Source organism: Nocardioides sp. CCNWLW216, from assembly GCF_037120545.1.
In the GTDB taxonomy this organism is placed as follows: Bacteria; Actinomycetota; Actinomycetes; order Propionibacteriales; family Nocardioidaceae; genus Nocardioides; species Nocardioides lianchengensis.
The window spans coordinates 382,176-397,807 of the sequence record NZ_JBBBBJ010000003.1; the positions used below are offsets into that span (position 1 = coordinate 382,176).

Sequence of the window (15,632 nt, forward strand, 5' to 3'; positions counted from 1 at the left end):
ACGCGCCTTCTGACTTCGCAAACTCAGTCAGAGCGCTCGCTCGACCACCGACAGCGAGTCCGCTGGCGCGTCCTCGCTAGATCCACCCCAGCCGCCGCGCGGTGGCGGCGGCGTCGTGCCGGTTGGCGGCGTCGAGCTTGGTGACGGCGCTGGAGAGGTAGTTGCGCACCGTGCCGGGTGAGAGCGACGCGCGGCGGGCGATCTCGTCGACGGGGGCGCCGTCGGCGGCCAGCTCCAGGACGTCGGCCTCGCGGGGGGTGAGCGGACTGTCGCCGGCGGCGATCGCCTCCGCGGAGAGCTCGGGGTCGACGTACCGGCCGCCGGCGTGGACCGAGCGGACGACGGAGGCCAGGGTCGCGGCCGAGGTGGTCTTGGGCAGGAAGCCGCGGACGCCGGCGGACAGGGCGCGCTTGAGGTGACCGGGCCGACCGTGGCCGGTGACGATGACGACCGCGCAGCCCGGCTGCAGGCGCAGCAGCTCGGTCGCGGCGCTGATGCCGTCGCGGCCGGGCATCTGCAGGTCGAGGACCGCGACGTCGAACGACTCGGCACGGGCCACCGCGACGACCTCGTCGCCGGACGCGGCCTGCGCGACCACGGTGAGGTCCTCCTCCAGCTCGAGCAGCTGGGCGAGGGCGGTGCGGATGAGGTGCTCGTCGTCGGCGAGCAGCAGCCGGATCATGCCGGCACCTCCACCGACGAGAGCCGTACGACGACCGCGAAGGACGTCTCGTCCGCGTCGATCTCGAGCGTCGCGCCGACGCCGGCCAGCCGGGCCGCCAGGCCGCTCAGCCCGGTGCCGGACGCGTCGCCGCCGGGCCTGGGCCGGTCGTTGGTGACCCGCAGCGTGCCGACGTCGTAGGCGATGGTGACGGTGGTGGCGTCGGAGTGCCGCAGCACGTTGGTGACCGCCTCGCGGACCACCCAGCCGGCGGGCTCGTGCCACGCCTGCGGCAAGGAGTCCACGGAGAGCGAGACCGCGATGCCGGCCGAGCGCAGCAGCGACCGGGCCCCGTCCAGCTCCTGGCCCAGGTCGGTCCGGCCGTAGCCGCGGGCCAGCTCCCGGGCCTCGCGCAGCGTCTCGTGGGCGGTCTCGCGGACCTCGAGCATCCGGTCGGCGGCGGTCGGGTCGCCGCGTCGGGCGAGGGTCGCGGCCAGCTCGGCCTGCAGCCCGATCGCGGACAGCCGTCGGCCCATCACGTCGTGGACGTCGCGCGAGAACCGCAGCCGCTCCTCGGCCACGGCCAGCGCGGAGCGGGTGGCGCGGGCCCGGTCGAGCTCGCGGACCACGCCCAGCATCCACAGCGACGCCCGCACGGTGAACATGAAGAACAGCGCGATGCCGAGCCCGCCGACCAGGAACCACGGCTCGCGGGCGGCCAGGGCGGGCGCCCCGGCGAGACCGACCAGCACCGCGATCGTCGTACGGCGCCCGCGGAGCCCGACGAGCGACCAGGCCAAGGCCGACCAGAGCACGAGGACGGCGAGCCCGCGGACCTCCCTGGGCAGCCCGAGCGAGGCCAGGAAGCCGACGGCCTCGAGCCCGAGGAAGGGCCCGAGGCTGCGCCAGGGGACGGGGCGGGTGGCGGGGTAGAGGGCGATCACGTCGCTGAGCACCCGGTGGCCGGCGTACGTGACGACGGTGCCCCCGACGAGGACCGCGACCGCGAGGTCACGGTCCCCGGCGGGAACCTCGTTGAACGCCTGGATCGCGAAGATCACGAAGAAGCTCCACAGCAGCGCATAGAGCGACTGGCGGGTGTACATGTCGACGCGGGCGACCTGGTCCCGGTCGGCCCAGGACCACCACCGGTGGGAGCTCATGCCGCACAGCCTGCCCCGGGACCGGTCGTCACGAACGCGGCTCCCACCGCATCGACCGCGCGGCGAGCCAGGCGGCGAGGGCGGCCCAGGCGGCGAGCACCAGCAGCGGCTGGCCGGCGGCGGCCCAGGTCTCGCCGAAGGACAGCGACGGGTCGGTCGAGGGGCCGTCCAGGCCGAGCCACGAGGAGCGGACCAGGTCGGTGATCGCGGCGCCCGGCGTCAGGTCGATCCAGCGGCGGACCTCCTCGGGGAAGCTGATCGCCACCTGGCCGACCACGGCCAGCAGGATCACCGGCATGCTGGTGATCTGGGCCGCCTCGGCGTTCTTGGTCCAGGCCGCGGTCCAGAAGGCCAGGACGGCGAAGACCAGCGCCGAGACCAGCACGGTCACCACGAAGAGCACCGGGTTGACCGGCACCGGGGCGCCGAGCGCGAGGGCGAGCGGGATCGCGCCCAGGCCGACGATCATCGCCACCGCCACGCCGGGCAGCGCCAGCGAGGTCAGCAGCTCCAGGTCGCGGGTCTCCCCGGTGCGGATCCGCTTGAGGACGAGCTCGTCTCGGCGGGTGACGGTCATCGACAGCACGTTGTAGTAGACGGGGAAGAGCGCGGCCATCACGATGACGGAGACCAGCGCCATGCCGGCCGAGCCGACATCGCCGCGGTCGCCGACGAGCAGGAACGCGAGCGGCAGCAGCGGCAGCACGAACCCGTAGGCCAGGTTGAGCCGGTTGCGCAGCATCAGCCGCCCGTTGGCCTTGGTCAGCCCCGTCGTACGACGAAGCGCGGGGGAGGTGGACGAGAAGGTCATCGTGGTCATCGGACGGCTCCTTCGAGGTCGTCGGTGCTGGCGTCGGTGGCAGGGGTGTCATCGGACCGGGGCGTGCCCGCGATCGCGAGGAACGTGGACTCCAGCGAGGCGTGCCGGGCGTCCAGCCCGGAGAGGCGTACGCCGTGCTCCGCGGCCCAGGTGAGCACCTCGGTGAGGGTGGTCTGCAGGTCCTCGGTCTCGAGGGTGGTGGTCTCGCCGTCGGGCGTCGTGTAGCGGACGGTCGACGGCTGCTGGCCGACGACCTCCGCGAGGGTGCCCTCGCGGACGATCCGGCCCGCGTGCATGATCGCGATCTGGTCGGCCAGCTCCTCGGCCTCGTCGAGGTAGTGAGTGGTGAGCAGGACGGCGGCGCCCTCGTCGCGGAGGTTCCGGACCAGCTCCCAGACCCGGCGCCGGCTCTCGGGGTCGAGACCGGTGGTGGGCTCGTCGAGCATCAGCAGCTCGGGCTTCCCGAGCAGGGCGCAGGCCAGGTCGAGCCGGCGGCGCTCGCCGCCGGAGAGCGAGAGGACCTTGGTGTCGACGCGGTGCTCGAGGTCGACCAGCGCGACGACCTCGGAGACCGGCCGCGGGTCGGTGACGGTGGCGGCCTCCATCTCCAGGGTCTCGGCGACGGTGAGGTCACCGGAGAAGCCGCTGACCTGCAGGACCACGCCGGTACGGCGCCGGGCCTCGGCGCGGTCGGCGACGGGGTCGAGGCCGAAGACGCGCACCGAGCCGCCGCTCGCGGCGGCCAGGCCCTCGACGACCTCCATGGTGGAGGTCTTGCCGGCACCGTTGGTGCCGAGCAGGGCGAGCAGCGTGCCGCGCTCGACGGTCAGGTCGACGCCGCGGACGGCCTCGTAGGCGGACTCGCCGGTGCCGTAGGTACGGCGGAGCCCGCGGATCTCCAGAGCGGGTGTCGTGTGGTTGTCCATGCCTCCAGCCTCACGCCACCGGGAGCCGCCCAGTAGTGCGTGGCGTCAGCAGAACCCCATGACAGATGTCAGGTGGGGAAGGCTCAGGACGAGAACGCGCGCAGCCGGTCCTGGTCGCGGATCGTGATGACCCGCTGCTGGACGTCGATCCAGCCCTGCGCCGCGAACCGGGCCAGGGCCTTGTTGACCGTCTCGCGGGCGGACCCGACGAGCTGGGCCAGCTCGGACTGGGTCAGCTGGTGCTCGACGACCAGCGAGCCGTCCTCGGCGGGGACGCCGAACCGCTCGCCGAGCCGGACCACGAGCCGCGCGACCCGGGCCGGCACGTCGGCGAAGACCAGGTCGGAGACGGTGTCGTTGGACGAGCGGAGCCGGCGGGCGAGGTGGCCGAGCAGCGCCCGGACCAGGTCGGGCCGGCGTCCGAGCTCCTCGTCGAAGCGGGCCCGGGACAGCTCCAGCAGGGTCGTCGCGGCGACGGCGGTGACGGTCGCGTCGCGGTCGTTCGCGTCGAGCAGGGACATCTCGCCGAACACGTCTCCGGTGCCGAGCACCGCCAGGATCGTCGGGCGGGACTGGGCGTCGGCGCGGGTGACCTTCAGGCTGCCGCGGGCGACGACGTACATGGAGGCACCCGGGTCGCCCTGGGCGAACAGGATGGAGCCGCGCTCGAGGTGCACCCGCGTCATCAGGGCCAGGAGCTCCTCGGCGGCGGCGGGGTCGGAGCCCGCGAAGTCGTGCAGGGCGGCGCTGAGCTCGGACGACACGGTGGTTCCTTCGAATTGAAGTAAAACGGGTGGGGAACCAACATTTTCGGACACTCCGCGCGAATGCGCGACCCCGGACGGGATGAGATCCGCCACGTCCGAGCCGGCAACTCCGCTCAGGCCGGTGCCAGGACCCGCTCCAGCTGCTCGCGCAGGGCCCGTCGCGGCCGGCTGCCGACGAGCGTCCCGACCACCTCGCCGTCGCGGACCACCAGCACGGTCGGCAGCCCGAGCACCCGCAGCTCGGCCGCGGTCACGGGGTTCTCGTCGGCGTTCAGGGCGACCACCCGCAGGCCCAGCTCGGCCGCGACGTCGACGAGCACCGGCGTCAGCTGGTGGCAGGGGCCGCACCACGCGGCCCACACGTCGACGACGGTGGCTCCGGGGGCGGTGAGCACCTCCCGGGCGAAGGTCTCGTCGGTCACGGCGGGCAGGTCGGTCAGGGTGGTCATCGGATCTCCTCGGGGACGAGCTCGCAGCGCGGGGCGGGTGCGGTGCGGGCGGTGGCGTCCGCGAGGCGTACGACGAGCGCGTCCCGCCGCTCGACCAGCCGGTCGATGCGGGACGTGAGGTCGACGATCGCCTCGCGGTAGGTGTCGAGGGAGGCGGGGCAGTCGTCGCCGGACGCGGCGCCCGACGCCAGGCAGTCGAGGAACGGCCGGGTGCGCTCCGCGGTCACACCGAGCTCCCCGAGGGTCCGGATCTCGCGGATCCGGAGCAGTTGCGCGTCGTCGTACTCCCGGTAGCCGTTGGGCAGCCGGTCGGCCCGGACCAGCCCGAGCGACTCGTAGTAGCGCACGGCCTTCACCGTCACGCCCGCCGCGCGGGCGACCTCGCCGATCCGCATGCCTGCCTCCTTCACACCTCACCCTCGACCCTGACCCCAGGGGCAAGGTCAAGCGTCGGTCGGGGATTCCCGGGCACGATGGGACGGTGAGCCGGATCCGTTGGGCGTGGTGGTCGGGCCTCGTGCTGCTCGTGGCCGGGGTGCTGCTGGGTGGCTGGGTGGCCTGGCAGTACTGGGGCACCACCTGGGTCTCCGAGCGCCGCCACGACGCCGTGGCCGACGAGCTCCGGGGAGCGTGGGACGCGGGGACCGACACCGCCAGCGTCGACGACCTCGGGACCGCCACCGCCCTGGTCCGGGTGCCCGCCCTGGGCGAGGACTGGGTGGTGCCGCTCCTGGACGGCACGTCCGACGACGTGCTCGCGAGCGGGCTGGGCCGCTCCGAGGACGGGGCCGAGCCCGGGGAGGAGGGCAACCTCGTCGTCAGCGGCCACCGGGTGACCCACGGCGAGCCGTTCGCCGACCTCCCCGACCTCGAACCCGGCGACGAGGTCCTCGTCGAGACCCGCACGCACACCTACGTCTACCGGCTCGACACCGGTGGGGACGACCTCGACCTGCCCTTCACCGCCTCCTGGGTGCTCGCCGCCAGCCCGGTCAATCCGGACGCGTCCGGGCCCGGGCCCGAGACGGGGGCCACCCGGCTGATCACCCTGGTCACCTGCGCCGACCTCTTCCACAGCGACCGTCGCCTGGTCGTCTTCGGCCACCTCACCGGAGTGCGGCCCCGGACTTGACCCTGTTCGGATAGCGACCGCTCGGGTTAGCCTCGGATCGCCCGACGCTCGGCCGGGCGGAGCGGGGGGACCGATGACTCGGCGTCGGAAACTGAGGGGCGCGTCGGCGCTGGCGTGCGTGGCCGCACTGGTGGTCGCGACCGCGGCGCCGGCCCACGCGATGACGGACCGCTGGTCGGCATGGGCGCCGATCGCAGGGTCGTCCAACGACTACACGACCCGGATGGAGCAGCGCTCCCCCGGCTTCCCGGCCGCGGCGGTGGCGTCCGACTCGCGCGGCAACGTCCAGCTGGCCGCCGGGACGAGCACCTACCTGCGGGCGACCACGCCGCCCGGTGCGAAGTACGGCTCGAGCCTCGGCTCGCCGTACCTCGTGCTGCGGCCGCGCGCGGACACCCCGACCGCGCCGTCGACGACGACCTACAGCTTCGACCACCCCACGCCCGACACCGGCTGGGGCTTCGTCCTGGGCGACGTCGACGCCGACCAGGTGCGGGTCCGGGCCACCGCGGCGGACGGCAGCGCCGTACCGGCGGCGGACATCGACGGCTGGTTCCAGGGGACGTTCAACCACGCCGGCGGCACCGACCAGCCGAGCTGGAACGCGGGCACCTCCACGCTGACGGGCAACCCCGCGGCCCTCGACACCGACGGCGCGTCCGGCTGGTTCGAGCCCGACGTCCGCCTCTCCAGCCTGACCTTCGTCTTCACCCGGCGCGCGGGCTTCCCCGTCTACCAGACCTGGTTCGTGAGCCGGGCCCGGCCGATCAGCGGTCGGGTCGACGACGTCTCGGCCCCGGGCCGGAGCTGCCCGGTCGAGGACGCCGTGCTCACCCTGGTCTCGCCGTACGGCGAGGAGCTCGCGACCACTCGTCCGGCCGCCGACGGCAGCTACGACCTCGGCGAGTTCGCCACCCAGGACGGGTACGTCGTCCGCCTCACGCCGCCGGCCACGTGCTCGGCGTCCGGCGCGGTCGAGGACGTCGTCGACAACCGTGGGAACGACGGGTCGACGGACTCCCGGGCCGAGTTCGAGGTCCGCGAGATCGTTCCCCAGCCGATCAGCGGCACGGTCCGCGACGCCGACGGCAACCCGGTCGCCGGGGCGACCGTGACCGTGGTGCGCCCCGGTGGCGGCGGCTCGGTGCCCACCACGACCGGGCCGGACGGGACCTACCTCGTCGACGAGAACGCCCTCGGCACCGGCTACCAGGTGGTGCTGACCGTGCCCGACGGCTACGCCGCCGGTCCGGGTGGGACGACCCGCACCGGCATCGAGATCGCGACCACGCCGGTGACCGGCCAGGACTTCGTCGTGCAGGCGCTGCCGTCGGTCTCGGGACAGGTGACCGGCGGCGGGAACGGGCTCGGCGGGGTCCGCGTCGTGCTGACGCCGCTCGGCGGCGGCCCCGCGGTCGCGGTCGTCACGGACGGCGACGGCCGCTACTCCGCCCCCGGACTCCCGGCCGGCGGCTACACCGTCGCCGTCGAGCCGCCCGAGGGGTACGACGCCGTCGCAGCCCGGCCGGTCACCGTCACGACGACCGACGTGACCGGTGTCGACTTCGTCCTGCCGCGCCCGGGCGCCGCGGCCGGCACGGTGACCGGACCGGACGGTCCGGTGCCCGGCGCCACGGTGACCGTCGACGGTCCCGGCGCCCCGGTCCCGCTGACCACCGACGGCGAGGGCGGCTTCTACCTCGGCGCGCTGCCGCCCGGCAGCTACACCGCGACCGTGACCCCGCCGGACGGCCTCGACGTCGACGGTCCGGCCAGCGTCGACTTCACGATCACCGCCGCGGGCGAGGTGGTGGGCGGGCTCGACTTCGCGCTGATCGCCGCGCCGGCTGAGCCCACGCCGTCCCCGTCCCCGAGCGAGGAGCCGTCGGCCGACCCGTCGCCCGAGCCGTCCACCGGACCGGGCGAATCGGCGAGCGCCCAGCCGCAGGACGCCGCGCCCGCCGGTGCCACCCTCCCGGACACCGGCGGACCCCGCCGCGGCCTGCTCGTGCTGGCCGGCCTCGCCGTGGCCGCCGGCGCGGCGCTGATGGTCGGCTCGGGCCGGCGGCTCAGGAGAGCAGCCGGTCCACGAAGTCGCTCGTGAACACCCGGTGCGGGTCGAGCCGGTCGAGGGTGGCGATCGCGGTGTCCCAGCGGTCGGTGCTGGGCTGCCCGGCGCGGTAGGCCGCGGGGACGGCGGTGTCGACGACGGCGCTCGACGTCCACGCCCCGGCCGCGGTGTAGCCCCAGCCCTTCGACCACTCCGGCCGTACGGCGGCGTACGACGCGTAGTTGCTGAGCACCCACGACTCGATCTCGGTGTAGAAGTCGTCGGCGTACGGCGTGCCCGGCAGGGTGAGGATGTCCAGCCAGACCGCGCAGTCCCAGTCGGTGCGGTCCGGCCGCGGCCGCAGGGCGGAGAGCTGCGGCGACCGGGTCGCCCCGATGTCGCCCGGGTGGTCGAGGCCGGTGACCCGGATCTCGACCGGGCCGTTCATCGGGAACTTGCCGCTCGCCTGGTAGGCCGCGAGCCGGGTGCGGTAGCGGGTGGTGAACTCGTTGATCACCCGCTGCACGTCGGCGCGCTTGCAGAGGATCGCGTAGCCGTTGGCCGTCACCCGCAGGGTCGAGGGCCGCACGTAGAGCAGCAGGTTCTTCGACCAGCCCCAGATGTCGTAGGTCAGCGTGGTCACCAGCCCGGCCGCGACGATGTTGTAGTTGGTCAGCCCGAAGTCCGGCGTACCCCCGGGGTTGCCCGACACGATCGCCCCGGCGAGGTCGAAGAACGACTGCGGCAGGTTGTCGCTGAAGGTGTAGTTGTACGGCGCGTTCACCTGCCGCGACAGCAGCGGCTTGGACGGCGCGACGCTCCAGACCTTCAGCCACGGGTTCGGCGTGTAGGGGAACCAGATCGCCTCCATCCGGCCGGCGCTGTTCAGGTAGCTCTGCACGGTGCGTCCCGAGGAGCCGGCCGGGGCGAACAGCTCGGTCGCGGGGATGTTGAACCAGCTCTGGCAGCGCAGCCGCTGGTTGGCGCCGGTCTGCAGCACGACCTCGGTGACGAAGGCCCGGCCGACGTGCGCCATCAGCGCGCCCGCGTCGGCGTGGCTGCGCGCGAAGGTCCGCAGGACGTACGACGAGGTCGCGGTGTCCCAGACCACCGCGGTGACCTCCTGGACCAGGTTGCTCACCGAGCCGTAGGTGTGGCCGGCCGGCTTCACCTCGCCGGTCCGCGGCACCGCGGTGCCGTGCCCGTCGATGGCCAGCACGCCGCCGAGGGTCAGGTCGCCCGGCGCCGGGGTCGCGGTCAGCCCGAGGCCCTGGGCCTCGAGCGCGGTGAGCAGCGCCTCCATCGTGATGCCGGCCTGCGCGCGGACCCGCGAGGTCGCGGTGTCGACGCTGACCGCCTTCAGGTTCGTCCTGGTGTCGACCAGGACCACGTTCGGGGCGTCGCTGCCGTCCGCGGCCAGGGTGAGCGGCGACCAGTTGTGGGAGCTGCCCTTGGGCCGCAGCCGCCAGCCCTTCGAACGGGCCCAGTTCGCGAGCGTCACGACGTCGGCCGGCGTGGCCGGCGTACAGGTCCACACGCCGGCGACGGCGATGTCCCGGGCCCAGTTCGTGTAGGCCTGCTGGAAGAGCGGGATGCCGGCGGGGAAGCCCGGCGGCGTCGGCAGCGCCGCGGACGCGGCGGGGATGCGGTGCGCCTCGACCCAGGCGAGCGCGCCGACGGCGGCGGCCCCCTGGATGACCCGGCGGCGGGACAGTGAGTGGTCGGACATGCGGTGGCTCCCTCGGTCGTCCCCCCGGGTCCCCATGTGACGCGCGTCACGGTAACCTGTTCTAGTTCCGGCGGCAGCGTGGTCTGGTCAGGTCCGGTTACCGTCCGGTCATGACGACGCCCTCCTTCGAGCTCGGACCCGACCACCTCGAGCTGCAGCAGTGGCTGCACAGCTTCGCCGCCGACGTGGTCCGCCCGGCCGCGGCCGAGTGGGACGAGCGCGAGGAGTTCCCCTGGCCGGTCGTCGAGGAGGCGGCCAAGATCGGCCTCTACTCCTTCGACTTCGTGGCCACCCAGGCCTTCGACGCCACCGGCCTCGGCTTCCCGGTCACCATGGAGGAGCTCTTCTGGGGCGACGCCGGCATCGGCCTCTCCATCGTCGGCACGTCGCTGGCCGCGGCCGGCGTCCGGGCCAACGGCACCGACGAGCAGGTCGGCGAGTGGATCCCTGAGATGTACGGCGAGCCGGGCGACCTGAAGCTCGGCGCCTTCTGCTCCTCCGAGCCCGACGCCGGCTCGGACGTCGGCGCGATGCGCACCCGGGCCACCTACGACGAGGCCACCGACGAGTGGGTCCTCAACGGCACCAAGACCTGGGCCACCAACGGCGGCATCGCCGACGTCCACGTGGTGACGGCCGTGGTCGACCCGGAGCTGCGCACCCGCGGCCAGGCGAGCTTCGTCGTACCGCCGGGGACGACGGGGCTCAGCCAGGGCCAGTAGTTCCACAAGCACGGCATCCGGGCCTCGCACACGGCCGAGGTGGTGCTCGACCGGGTGCGGGTGCCCGGGCGGTGCCTGCTCGGCGGCAAGGAGAAGCTCGACGCCCGGCTGGCCCGCGCTCGCGCCCTTCGAGACGGCTCGTCCCTCGCCTCCTCAGGAACCGGGGAACGAGGAGGCAACGCGAGCATGGCGACCTTCGAGCGCACCCGCCCCGCCGTCGGCGCGCAGGCGGTCGGCATCGCGCGGGCGGCGTACGAGGTGGCGCTCGACTACGCCCGGACCCGCGAGCAGTTCGGGAAGCCGATCATCGAGAACCAGGGCATCGCCTTCGCCCTCGCCGACATGAAGACCGCCATCGACGCCTCGCGGCTGCTGGTCTGGCGCGCGGCCTGGATGGCGGCGACCGGCAAGCGGTTCGAGGCCGCCGAGGGCTCGATGTCGAAGCTGATGGCCGGCGAGACCGCGGTGAAGGTGACCGGGCAGGCCATGCAGATCCTCGGCGGCAACGGCTTCACCCGGGAGTACCCCGTCGAGCGCTGGGCCCGGGACGCCAAGATCTACACGATCTTCGAGGGCACCTCGGAGATCCAGCGACTGGTGATTGCCCGGACGATCTCGGGGGCACCCATCCGGTGACATGAACCAGGCCGGGACGACGCGTCGGCGGCGCGAGCGCGACCGCTTCCGCGACCCCGTCTTCTGGACCGACGTCACCCAGCTCGTCAAGACGGTCGGCGCGGTGGTCGTGGCCTGGGTGCTCGCCACCCACGTGCTCGACCTCTCGCAGTCGTTCCTCGCCCCGTGGTCGGCGCTGCTGGTCGTGCACGCCACCGTCTACCGCACCTTCTCGCAGGGGCTGCGCCAGGTCGTGGCCGCCGTCGCCGGCGTCGTCGTCGCCTGGCTGGTCGGTGCCTCGCTGGGCCTGGACTCCGTGTCCGTCGGCCTCGCGGTCGCTGTCGGGCTTGTCATCGGCGCGGTCGCCTGGCTGCGCGAGGAGGGCACCACGATCGCGGCCACCGCGCTGATCGTGCTCACGACCGGCTTCGCCGACGACGACCTGGCGCTGCTCGAGCGACTGGCCGACACCGGCATCGGGATCGCGGTCGGACTGGTCGTCAACGCGCTGGTCTGGCCGCCGCTGCGCCGTCGTACGGCGATCGCGGCGCTGGACGCGCTCGACGGCCGGATCGGACAGCTGCTGGTCGACATGGCCGACGGGGTCGAGCACGGCTTCCGCGCCGACGAGGTCGCCGACTGGGTCGAGCGGAGCCGTGGCCTCGACGAGGACCTGGACCGGGCCTGGGCACTGGTGCGGCAGGCCCGCGAGAGCGCGCTGATGAACCCGCGACGCGGGGCCGGCGAGCTGCGCGACCCGCGTGAGTGGGTGCAGCTGCTGCGCCGGATGGAGCAGGCCCTGGCCGAGATCCGCAGCCTCGCCCGCACCGTCTCCTACGACCAGGTCGACGAGGCCGAGTGGCAGCCCCGGTTCCGCGACGCCTACGCCGCCGCCCTCCGCCAGGTCGGCGACGGCCTCCTCCGCGCCGATCGCTCCGCCCTGCTGGCCGCCTGGGAGGACCTGGACCGCCTCGTCGATGAGCTCGCCCGGACACAGCCCGCGCCCCGTCTCTGGCCGGTGTACGGCGGGCTCGTGGTCAACCTGCGCAACCTCGTCGACGCCATGGACGAGGTCGCCGACCAGAACCCGCTCGCCCAGCCACCGCTGCCGTTCGCGCGGCTGCGACAGATCCGGAGGAGCCCGTGAGGTCCCGCTTCGAGGGCGCCATCGCCGGCGTCGGGACGACGTCCGGCGTCCGCGTCGTGGTCGGCCGCTGGCCGACGTCGCCGTACGGCGCCTTCGCGGACGCGATGGTCGAGACCGGAACCGGTCACCGGGTGCTGCTGGCGCCGAGCCGGGAGGTGGCCGACTTCGTGGCGGCGACGTACTCCTTCGACGAGGTGCGGGTCGAGCCGTTCGCGGTGAGCGCGGTGGACGGATCGTGGACGGTCCGGTCGGACTCGCTGGACCTGACGGTCGCGATCGGCGGTCCCACGCTGCTGGGGCAGCTGCTCCGCCTGGTGCCGCGAGGGATCGCCACCGCTCCCTGGTGGTGCACGGTGACCGACCCGGTGGCGCGGGTGGTGCTGCGCGGCGTCCGCACCCGGGGGAGCGCCGGCGGCGGGCGACGGGAGTACTACGGCGCCACCGGCGTGCGACGACTGACCGCTGCGCGAGGGGCGTTCGACGGCGTCGACCTCGGCACCCTCGCCCCGGTCGACCCGGCACCGCGCTTCGGGTTCTCCTCCACCCCGCGCCGGCCGTCGGTGACCGACGTGGTGACGACGGTGGTCAGCCCGGCACCGCCGGCAGCACCGTCTCGCTGACCGCCCGCAGGCTCGCCCAGGACGGCTCCGCGGGCAGCCCGCCGCAGGCCGGGTGGCTGGTGACCAGCCGCAGCCCGGCACGGCACCGGTCGACCAGGTCGTCGGGCGTGGTGACCAGGTAGACGCCGGCCGCGCGCATCTCCTCGACCGTGCGCGAGTGGTCGACGACGTACGACCCGGCCTCGCCGTGCCACTCCTGGTAGGCGAGCGCGTCGGCCAGCAGGTGGTGGCCGAAGCGCTCCCAGAACTCGTCCGGGTCGTCGGCGCAGAACACGTTGGCCGGGCCGTCGTCCGGGGCGCGCAGCACGAAGCCGGGCTCGCGGCCGAGCGAGCGGCAGGTCTCGTCGTAGAGGTCCTTCAGCGCGCGGTCGCCGTGCTGCGGCTGGAAGCCCAGGCCGAGCCGGGCCGCCCGGCGGGCCGCCGCGGGGGAGCCGCCGCCGTAGAAGAGGAACGGGTGCGGCTGCGAGTAGGGCCCGGGCGTGGTGGCCCCGGACGCCCAGAGCGACAGCAGCGCGCTGATCCGCTCCTCGATGTCGCGCCCGCGGGTCGACCAGGGCCGGTCGTAGAGCTCGTACTCCACCGGCCGGTAGCCCAGCCCCAGCGTGTAGCTGACCCGGCCCTTCGAGAGCAGGTCGAGCACCGCGACGTCCTCGGCCAGCCGGACCGGCTCGTAGAGGTTGACCAGCAGCGCCGAGACCGTGATCGGCACCCGCGAGGTGACGGCCGCGAAGGCCGAGGCGACCAGCAGCGGGCTCGGCAGGTAGCCGTCGTCGGCCGCGTGGTGCTCGGACACCATGATCGCGTCGTGGCCGTGCGCGTCGACGTACGCCGCCTGCTCGACCGCGCGGCCGAACAGCTCCTGCCGCTGCTCGGGGGTGGCGCCGGGGGCGCGCAGGTCGTAGCGGGTGACGAAGCTGGTGGCCATGGGGCGAATCTAGAACGCGTTACAACTCCAGGGCCCGGTTGATCCAGGTGGACGAGACGACCATGCCGACCTTCTCGTAGAGCCCCCGCGCTCCCGCCCGGGTGTCGGTCGACAGGTAGCACCGGTCGGCCCCGTGCGCCCGCGCCCGCGCGAACGCGTCGACCAGCAGCGCCGGCGCGAGCCCGCGCCCCCGGTGGTCCGGGCGGACGGCGACCCGCGCGACGTAGCCCGCCCCGCCCGCGAGGAACACGTGCACGGCCCCGACCAGCTCGCCGGCGGGGCTCTCCAGCAGCCGCAGGTTCCACGGGGCGGAGCCCGGCCGGCCCCAGACCCGCGCGCCGAAGTCCTCGAGCGTCGTCCGCTCGCGGTCCGACCACTCCAGGAACGCGTCCTCGACCAGCGTCCAGGTCGCGGCGTGGTCGTCCGGAGCGGCGTCGCGGATCGTGAACCCGTCGGGCAGCGGCCGCGCGACCACCGAGGCTCCGGACGGCAGCTCCAGGTCCCACGCCGTCCAGCGCTCGGTGTAGCCGAGGTCGGCCATCAGCCGGTCGGCCGCGCTGCCCGCCGGCGTCTGCGCGCCGATCGAGGCGTAGCCCCGCTCGCGCGCGGCCGCCTGCAGCCACCGCGCGATCGCCGTACCGATGCCACGCCCCTGGTACGACGGCAGCACGGCCGCGTAGGCGGTCCCCGGCCCGCTGAGGTCGCCGTACGCGATCAGCCGGTCGCCGTCGAGCACGCCGATCGTGCTCGTCGCGACGTCGTACGACGGCCGCTGCCAGTCGGCCAGGACGTCCTCCAGGGTCATCTCGACCTCGCCCAGGTCGACCAACTCCTCGGCGGCGATCAGGCCCTGGACCGCGACGGCGTCGTCGAGGGTCAGCGGCCGGGTCGTGAACGGGGACGGGACGCTCACAGGTCGACCGCCCGGTTCACCCAGGTGGAGGTGACCTCCATGCCGACCTTCTCGTAGAGCCCGAGGGCGCCGGTGCGGGAGTCGGTCGAGAGCTCCGAGCGGGTCGCGCCGTGCTCGCGGGCGACGGCGAAGGAGTCGACCAGCAACGCCTGGGCGAGGCCCCGGCCGCGCCGGTCGCGGCGGGTGGCGAGCCGGTCGACGTAGGCGGCCGCCTCGCCGAGGAACACGATCGCCACCGCGACGACCTCGCCGGCCGGGTCGACGACCACCCGCAGCTGCCACGGCGCGAAGCCCGGGCGGAGCATCACACCCGCGGCGAAGTCCTCGAAGGACTGGCGCTCGCGGTCCGACCACTCCAGGAAGGCGTTCTCGACGACCGTCCAGCAGGCCCGGTGCTCGGCCTCGGTGGCCGCGCGGACGACGTACCCGTCGGGCAGGTCGCGCGCGGGGACGGTGCGGCCCTCGGGCAGCTGCAGCACCCAGCTGGTCCAGCGGACCCGGTAGCCGAGCTCCTCGAGCAGCCGGTCCCCCGGGGAGCCGGCCGGGACCGGCATGCCGATCACGGTCGAGCCCTGGCCGCGGGCCAGGTCCTGCATCCGGTGGGCGAGCCACGTCCCGAGGCCCCGCCCGCGCACGTCGGGGTGGACGGCGGCGTCGCCGCGGTCCCGGCCGGACACCTCGACGTACCCGACCAGGCGGTCGCCGTCGAGGACGCCGAGGGCGCTGGCGGTCAGGTCGAAGGAGGGGCGGGCCCAGTCGGAGACGATGTCGGCCTCCTCGATGACGACCTCACCGATGTCGGCGAGCTCCTGGGCGGCCATCAGCTCGTAGACGGCGCGGGCATCGGTCGGGACGAGGGGCCGGGTGGTGAGGCCGGCCGGCAGCACGGCAGGCGGTACGGCGGACATGCGGGCCAGTGTGGACGAGGTGCCGCCGATCGCGCGCGGTCATTTGCTGCTCCGGACGCGCCGACGGCCCGGACCCCAGAGGGGC

General features: G+C 74.2%; 17 protein-coding genes. 6 read left to right on the plus strand and 11 right to left on the minus strand.

What is annotated here, in order from left to right; translation table 11 throughout:
• Window positions 1-76: 76 nt before the first annotated feature.
• The 7 genes from V7S47_RS09530 to V7S47_RS09560 all read right to left on the minus strand — a co-directional run bounded on the left by V7S47_RS09530 (window position 77) and on the right by V7S47_RS09560 (window position 5,181).
• Window positions 77-682: a response regulator transcription factor gene (locus tag V7S47_RS09530; RefSeq protein WP_090851305.1), complete on the minus strand. Its 606-nt coding sequence runs from the start codon at window positions 680-682 to the stop codon at window positions 77-79.
• A complete protein-coding gene (locus V7S47_RS09535) occupies window positions 679-1,824 on the minus strand; it encodes a sensor histidine kinase (protein ID WP_336561338.1) in 1,146 nt (381 codons plus the stop codon). Before V7S47_RS09535 ends, V7S47_RS09530 begins: the two co-directional genes overlap by 4 nt.
• A 28-nt stretch (window positions 1,825-1,852) precedes the next feature.
• A complete protein-coding gene (locus V7S47_RS09540; RefSeq protein ID WP_336561339.1) occupies window positions 1,853-2,644 on the minus strand; it encodes an ABC transporter permease in 792 nt (263 codons plus the stop codon).
• Entirely contained in the window at window positions 2,641-3,570 is a 930-nt protein-coding gene (locus tag V7S47_RS09545) for an ABC transporter ATP-binding protein (RefSeq protein WP_090851297.1), read from the minus strand. Before V7S47_RS09545 ends, V7S47_RS09540 begins: the two co-directional genes overlap by 4 nt.
• Window positions 3,571-3,653: 83 nt before the next feature.
• Window positions 3,654-4,334, minus strand: coding sequence for a Crp/Fnr family transcriptional regulator (locus V7S47_RS09550; RefSeq protein ID WP_244509254.1), 681 nt, complete (start codon window positions 4,332-4,334; stop codon window positions 3,654-3,656).
• Window positions 4,335-4,450: 116 nt separating this feature from the next.
• Window positions 4,451-4,786, minus strand: a complete 336-nt coding sequence (locus tag V7S47_RS09555; RefSeq protein ID WP_336561340.1) for a thioredoxin family protein — start codon at window positions 4,784-4,786, stop codon at window positions 4,451-4,453.
• Window positions 4,783-5,181: a MerR family transcriptional regulator gene (locus V7S47_RS09560; protein WP_336561341.1), complete on the minus strand. Its 399-nt coding sequence runs from the start codon at window positions 5,179-5,181 to the stop codon at window positions 4,783-4,785. The genes V7S47_RS09555 and V7S47_RS09560 overlap by 4 nt, the downstream gene beginning before the upstream one ends.
• A gap of 86 nt (window positions 5,182-5,267) precedes the next feature.
• On the opposite strand from V7S47_RS09560, the gene V7S47_RS09565 reads away from it, so the two are divergent.
• Both V7S47_RS09565 and V7S47_RS09570 read left to right on the plus strand, forming a co-directional pair.
• Window positions 5,268-5,918: a class E sortase gene (locus V7S47_RS09565; RefSeq protein WP_336561342.1), complete on the plus strand. Its 651-nt coding sequence runs from the start codon at window positions 5,268-5,270 to the stop codon at window positions 5,916-5,918.
• A 118-nt stretch (window positions 5,919-6,036) separates the two neighbouring features.
• The gene (locus V7S47_RS09570; protein ID WP_336561343.1) at window positions 6,037-8,022 is read left to right on the plus strand and encodes a carboxypeptidase-like regulatory domain-containing protein; all 1,986 of its coding nucleotides are present in this window, start codon (window positions 6,037-6,039) and stop codon (window positions 8,020-8,022) included.
• On the opposite strand, the gene V7S47_RS09575 is transcribed toward V7S47_RS09570, so the two are convergent.
• Window positions 7,988-9,697: a cholesterol oxidase substrate-binding domain-containing protein gene (locus V7S47_RS09575; RefSeq protein ID WP_336561344.1), complete on the minus strand. Its 1,710-nt coding sequence runs from the start codon at window positions 9,695-9,697 to the stop codon at window positions 7,988-7,990. The two genes, V7S47_RS09570 and V7S47_RS09575, sit on opposite strands and share 35 nt — an antisense overlap.
• Window positions 9,698-9,807: 110 nt before the next feature.
• Between V7S47_RS09575 and V7S47_RS09580 the strand changes: the two genes are divergently transcribed.
• From V7S47_RS09580 to V7S47_RS09595, 4 genes are read left to right on the plus strand one after another with little or no spacing between them, the layout of a single operon-like run.
• Complete coding sequence (locus tag V7S47_RS09580; RefSeq protein WP_336561345.1) at window positions 9,808-10,419, plus strand: acyl-CoA dehydrogenase family protein; 612 nt, start codon at window positions 9,808-9,810, stop codon at window positions 10,417-10,419.
• A 39-nt stretch (window positions 10,420-10,458) separates the two neighbouring features.
• The gene (locus tag V7S47_RS09585; RefSeq protein ID WP_336561346.1) at window positions 10,459-11,055 is read left to right on the plus strand and encodes an acyl-CoA dehydrogenase family protein; all 597 of its coding nucleotides are present in this window, start codon (window positions 10,459-10,461) and stop codon (window positions 11,053-11,055) included.
• Between the two features lies 1 nt (window position 11,056).
• Window positions 11,057-12,181, plus strand: coding sequence for an FUSC family protein (locus V7S47_RS09590; RefSeq protein WP_336561347.1), 1,125 nt, complete (start codon window positions 11,057-11,059; stop codon window positions 12,179-12,181).
• A complete protein-coding gene (locus V7S47_RS09595; protein ID WP_336561348.1) occupies window positions 12,178-12,801 on the plus strand; it encodes a hypothetical protein in 624 nt (207 codons plus the stop codon). The genes V7S47_RS09590 and V7S47_RS09595 overlap by 4 nt, the downstream gene beginning before the upstream one ends.
• On the opposite strand, the gene V7S47_RS09600 is transcribed toward V7S47_RS09595, so the two are convergent.
• Genes V7S47_RS09600 through V7S47_RS09610 form a run of 3 tightly spaced genes read right to left on the minus strand, consistent with a single transcriptional unit; the run spans window position 12,767 to window position 15,547 of the window.
• Window positions 12,767-13,726 carry an LLM class flavin-dependent oxidoreductase gene (locus tag V7S47_RS09600; RefSeq protein WP_336561349.1) on the minus strand — a complete coding sequence of 320 codons (960 nt, stop codon included), beginning with the start codon at window positions 13,724-13,726 and terminating at the stop codon, window positions 12,767-12,769. The genes V7S47_RS09595 and V7S47_RS09600 overlap by 35 nt on opposite strands.
• Before the next feature lie 19 nt (window positions 13,727-13,745).
• Complete coding sequence (locus tag V7S47_RS09605; RefSeq protein ID WP_336561350.1) at window positions 13,746-14,639, minus strand: GNAT family N-acetyltransferase; 894 nt, start codon at window positions 14,637-14,639, stop codon at window positions 13,746-13,748.
• A complete protein-coding gene (locus V7S47_RS09610) occupies window positions 14,636-15,547 on the minus strand; it encodes a GNAT family N-acetyltransferase (RefSeq protein ID WP_336561351.1) in 912 nt (303 codons plus the stop codon). Before V7S47_RS09610 ends, V7S47_RS09605 begins: the two co-directional genes overlap by 4 nt.
• Between the last annotated feature and the right edge of the window lie 85 nt (window positions 15,548-15,632).

Bases quoted from the DNA above. Each gene is read 5' to 3' on its own strand.
- V7S47_RS09530 (WP_090851305.1), bottom strand. From the start codon at position 682: ATGATCCGGCTGCTGCTCGCCGACGACGAGCACCTCATCCGCACCGCC.
- V7S47_RS09535 (WP_336561338.1), bottom strand. From the start codon at position 1,824: ATGAGCTCCCACCGGTGGTGGTCCTGGGCCGACCGGGACCAGGTCGCC.
- V7S47_RS09540 (WP_336561339.1), bottom strand. From the start codon at position 2,644: ATGACCACGATGACCTTCTCGTCCACCTCCCCCGCGCTTCGTCGTACG.
- V7S47_RS09545 (WP_090851297.1), bottom strand. From the start codon at position 3,570: ATGGACAACCACACGACACCCGCTCTGGAGATCCGCGGGCTCCGCCGT.
- V7S47_RS09555 (WP_336561340.1), bottom strand. From the start codon at position 4,786: ATGACCACCCTGACCGACCTGCCCGCCGTGACCGACGAGACCTTCGCC.
- V7S47_RS09560 (WP_336561341.1), bottom strand. From the start codon at position 5,181: ATGCGGATCGGCGAGGTCGCCCGCGCGGCGGGCGTGACGGTGAAGGCC.
- V7S47_RS09575 (WP_336561344.1), bottom strand. From the start codon at position 9,697: ATGTCCGACCACTCACTGTCCCGCCGCCGGGTCATCCAGGGGGCCGCC.
- V7S47_RS09580 (WP_336561345.1), top strand. From the start codon at position 9,808: ATGACGACGCCCTCCTTCGAGCTCGGACCCGACCACCTCGAGCTGCAG.
- V7S47_RS09590 (WP_336561347.1), top strand. From the start codon at position 11,057: ATGAACCAGGCCGGGACGACGCGTCGGCGGCGCGAGCGCGACCGCTTC.
- V7S47_RS09600 (WP_336561349.1), bottom strand. From the start codon at position 13,726: ATGGCCACCAGCTTCGTCACCCGCTACGACCTGCGCGCCCCCGGCGCC.
- V7S47_RS09610 (WP_336561351.1), bottom strand. From the start codon at position 15,547: ATGTCCGCCGTACCGCCTGCCGTGCTGCCGGCCGGCCTCACCACCCGG.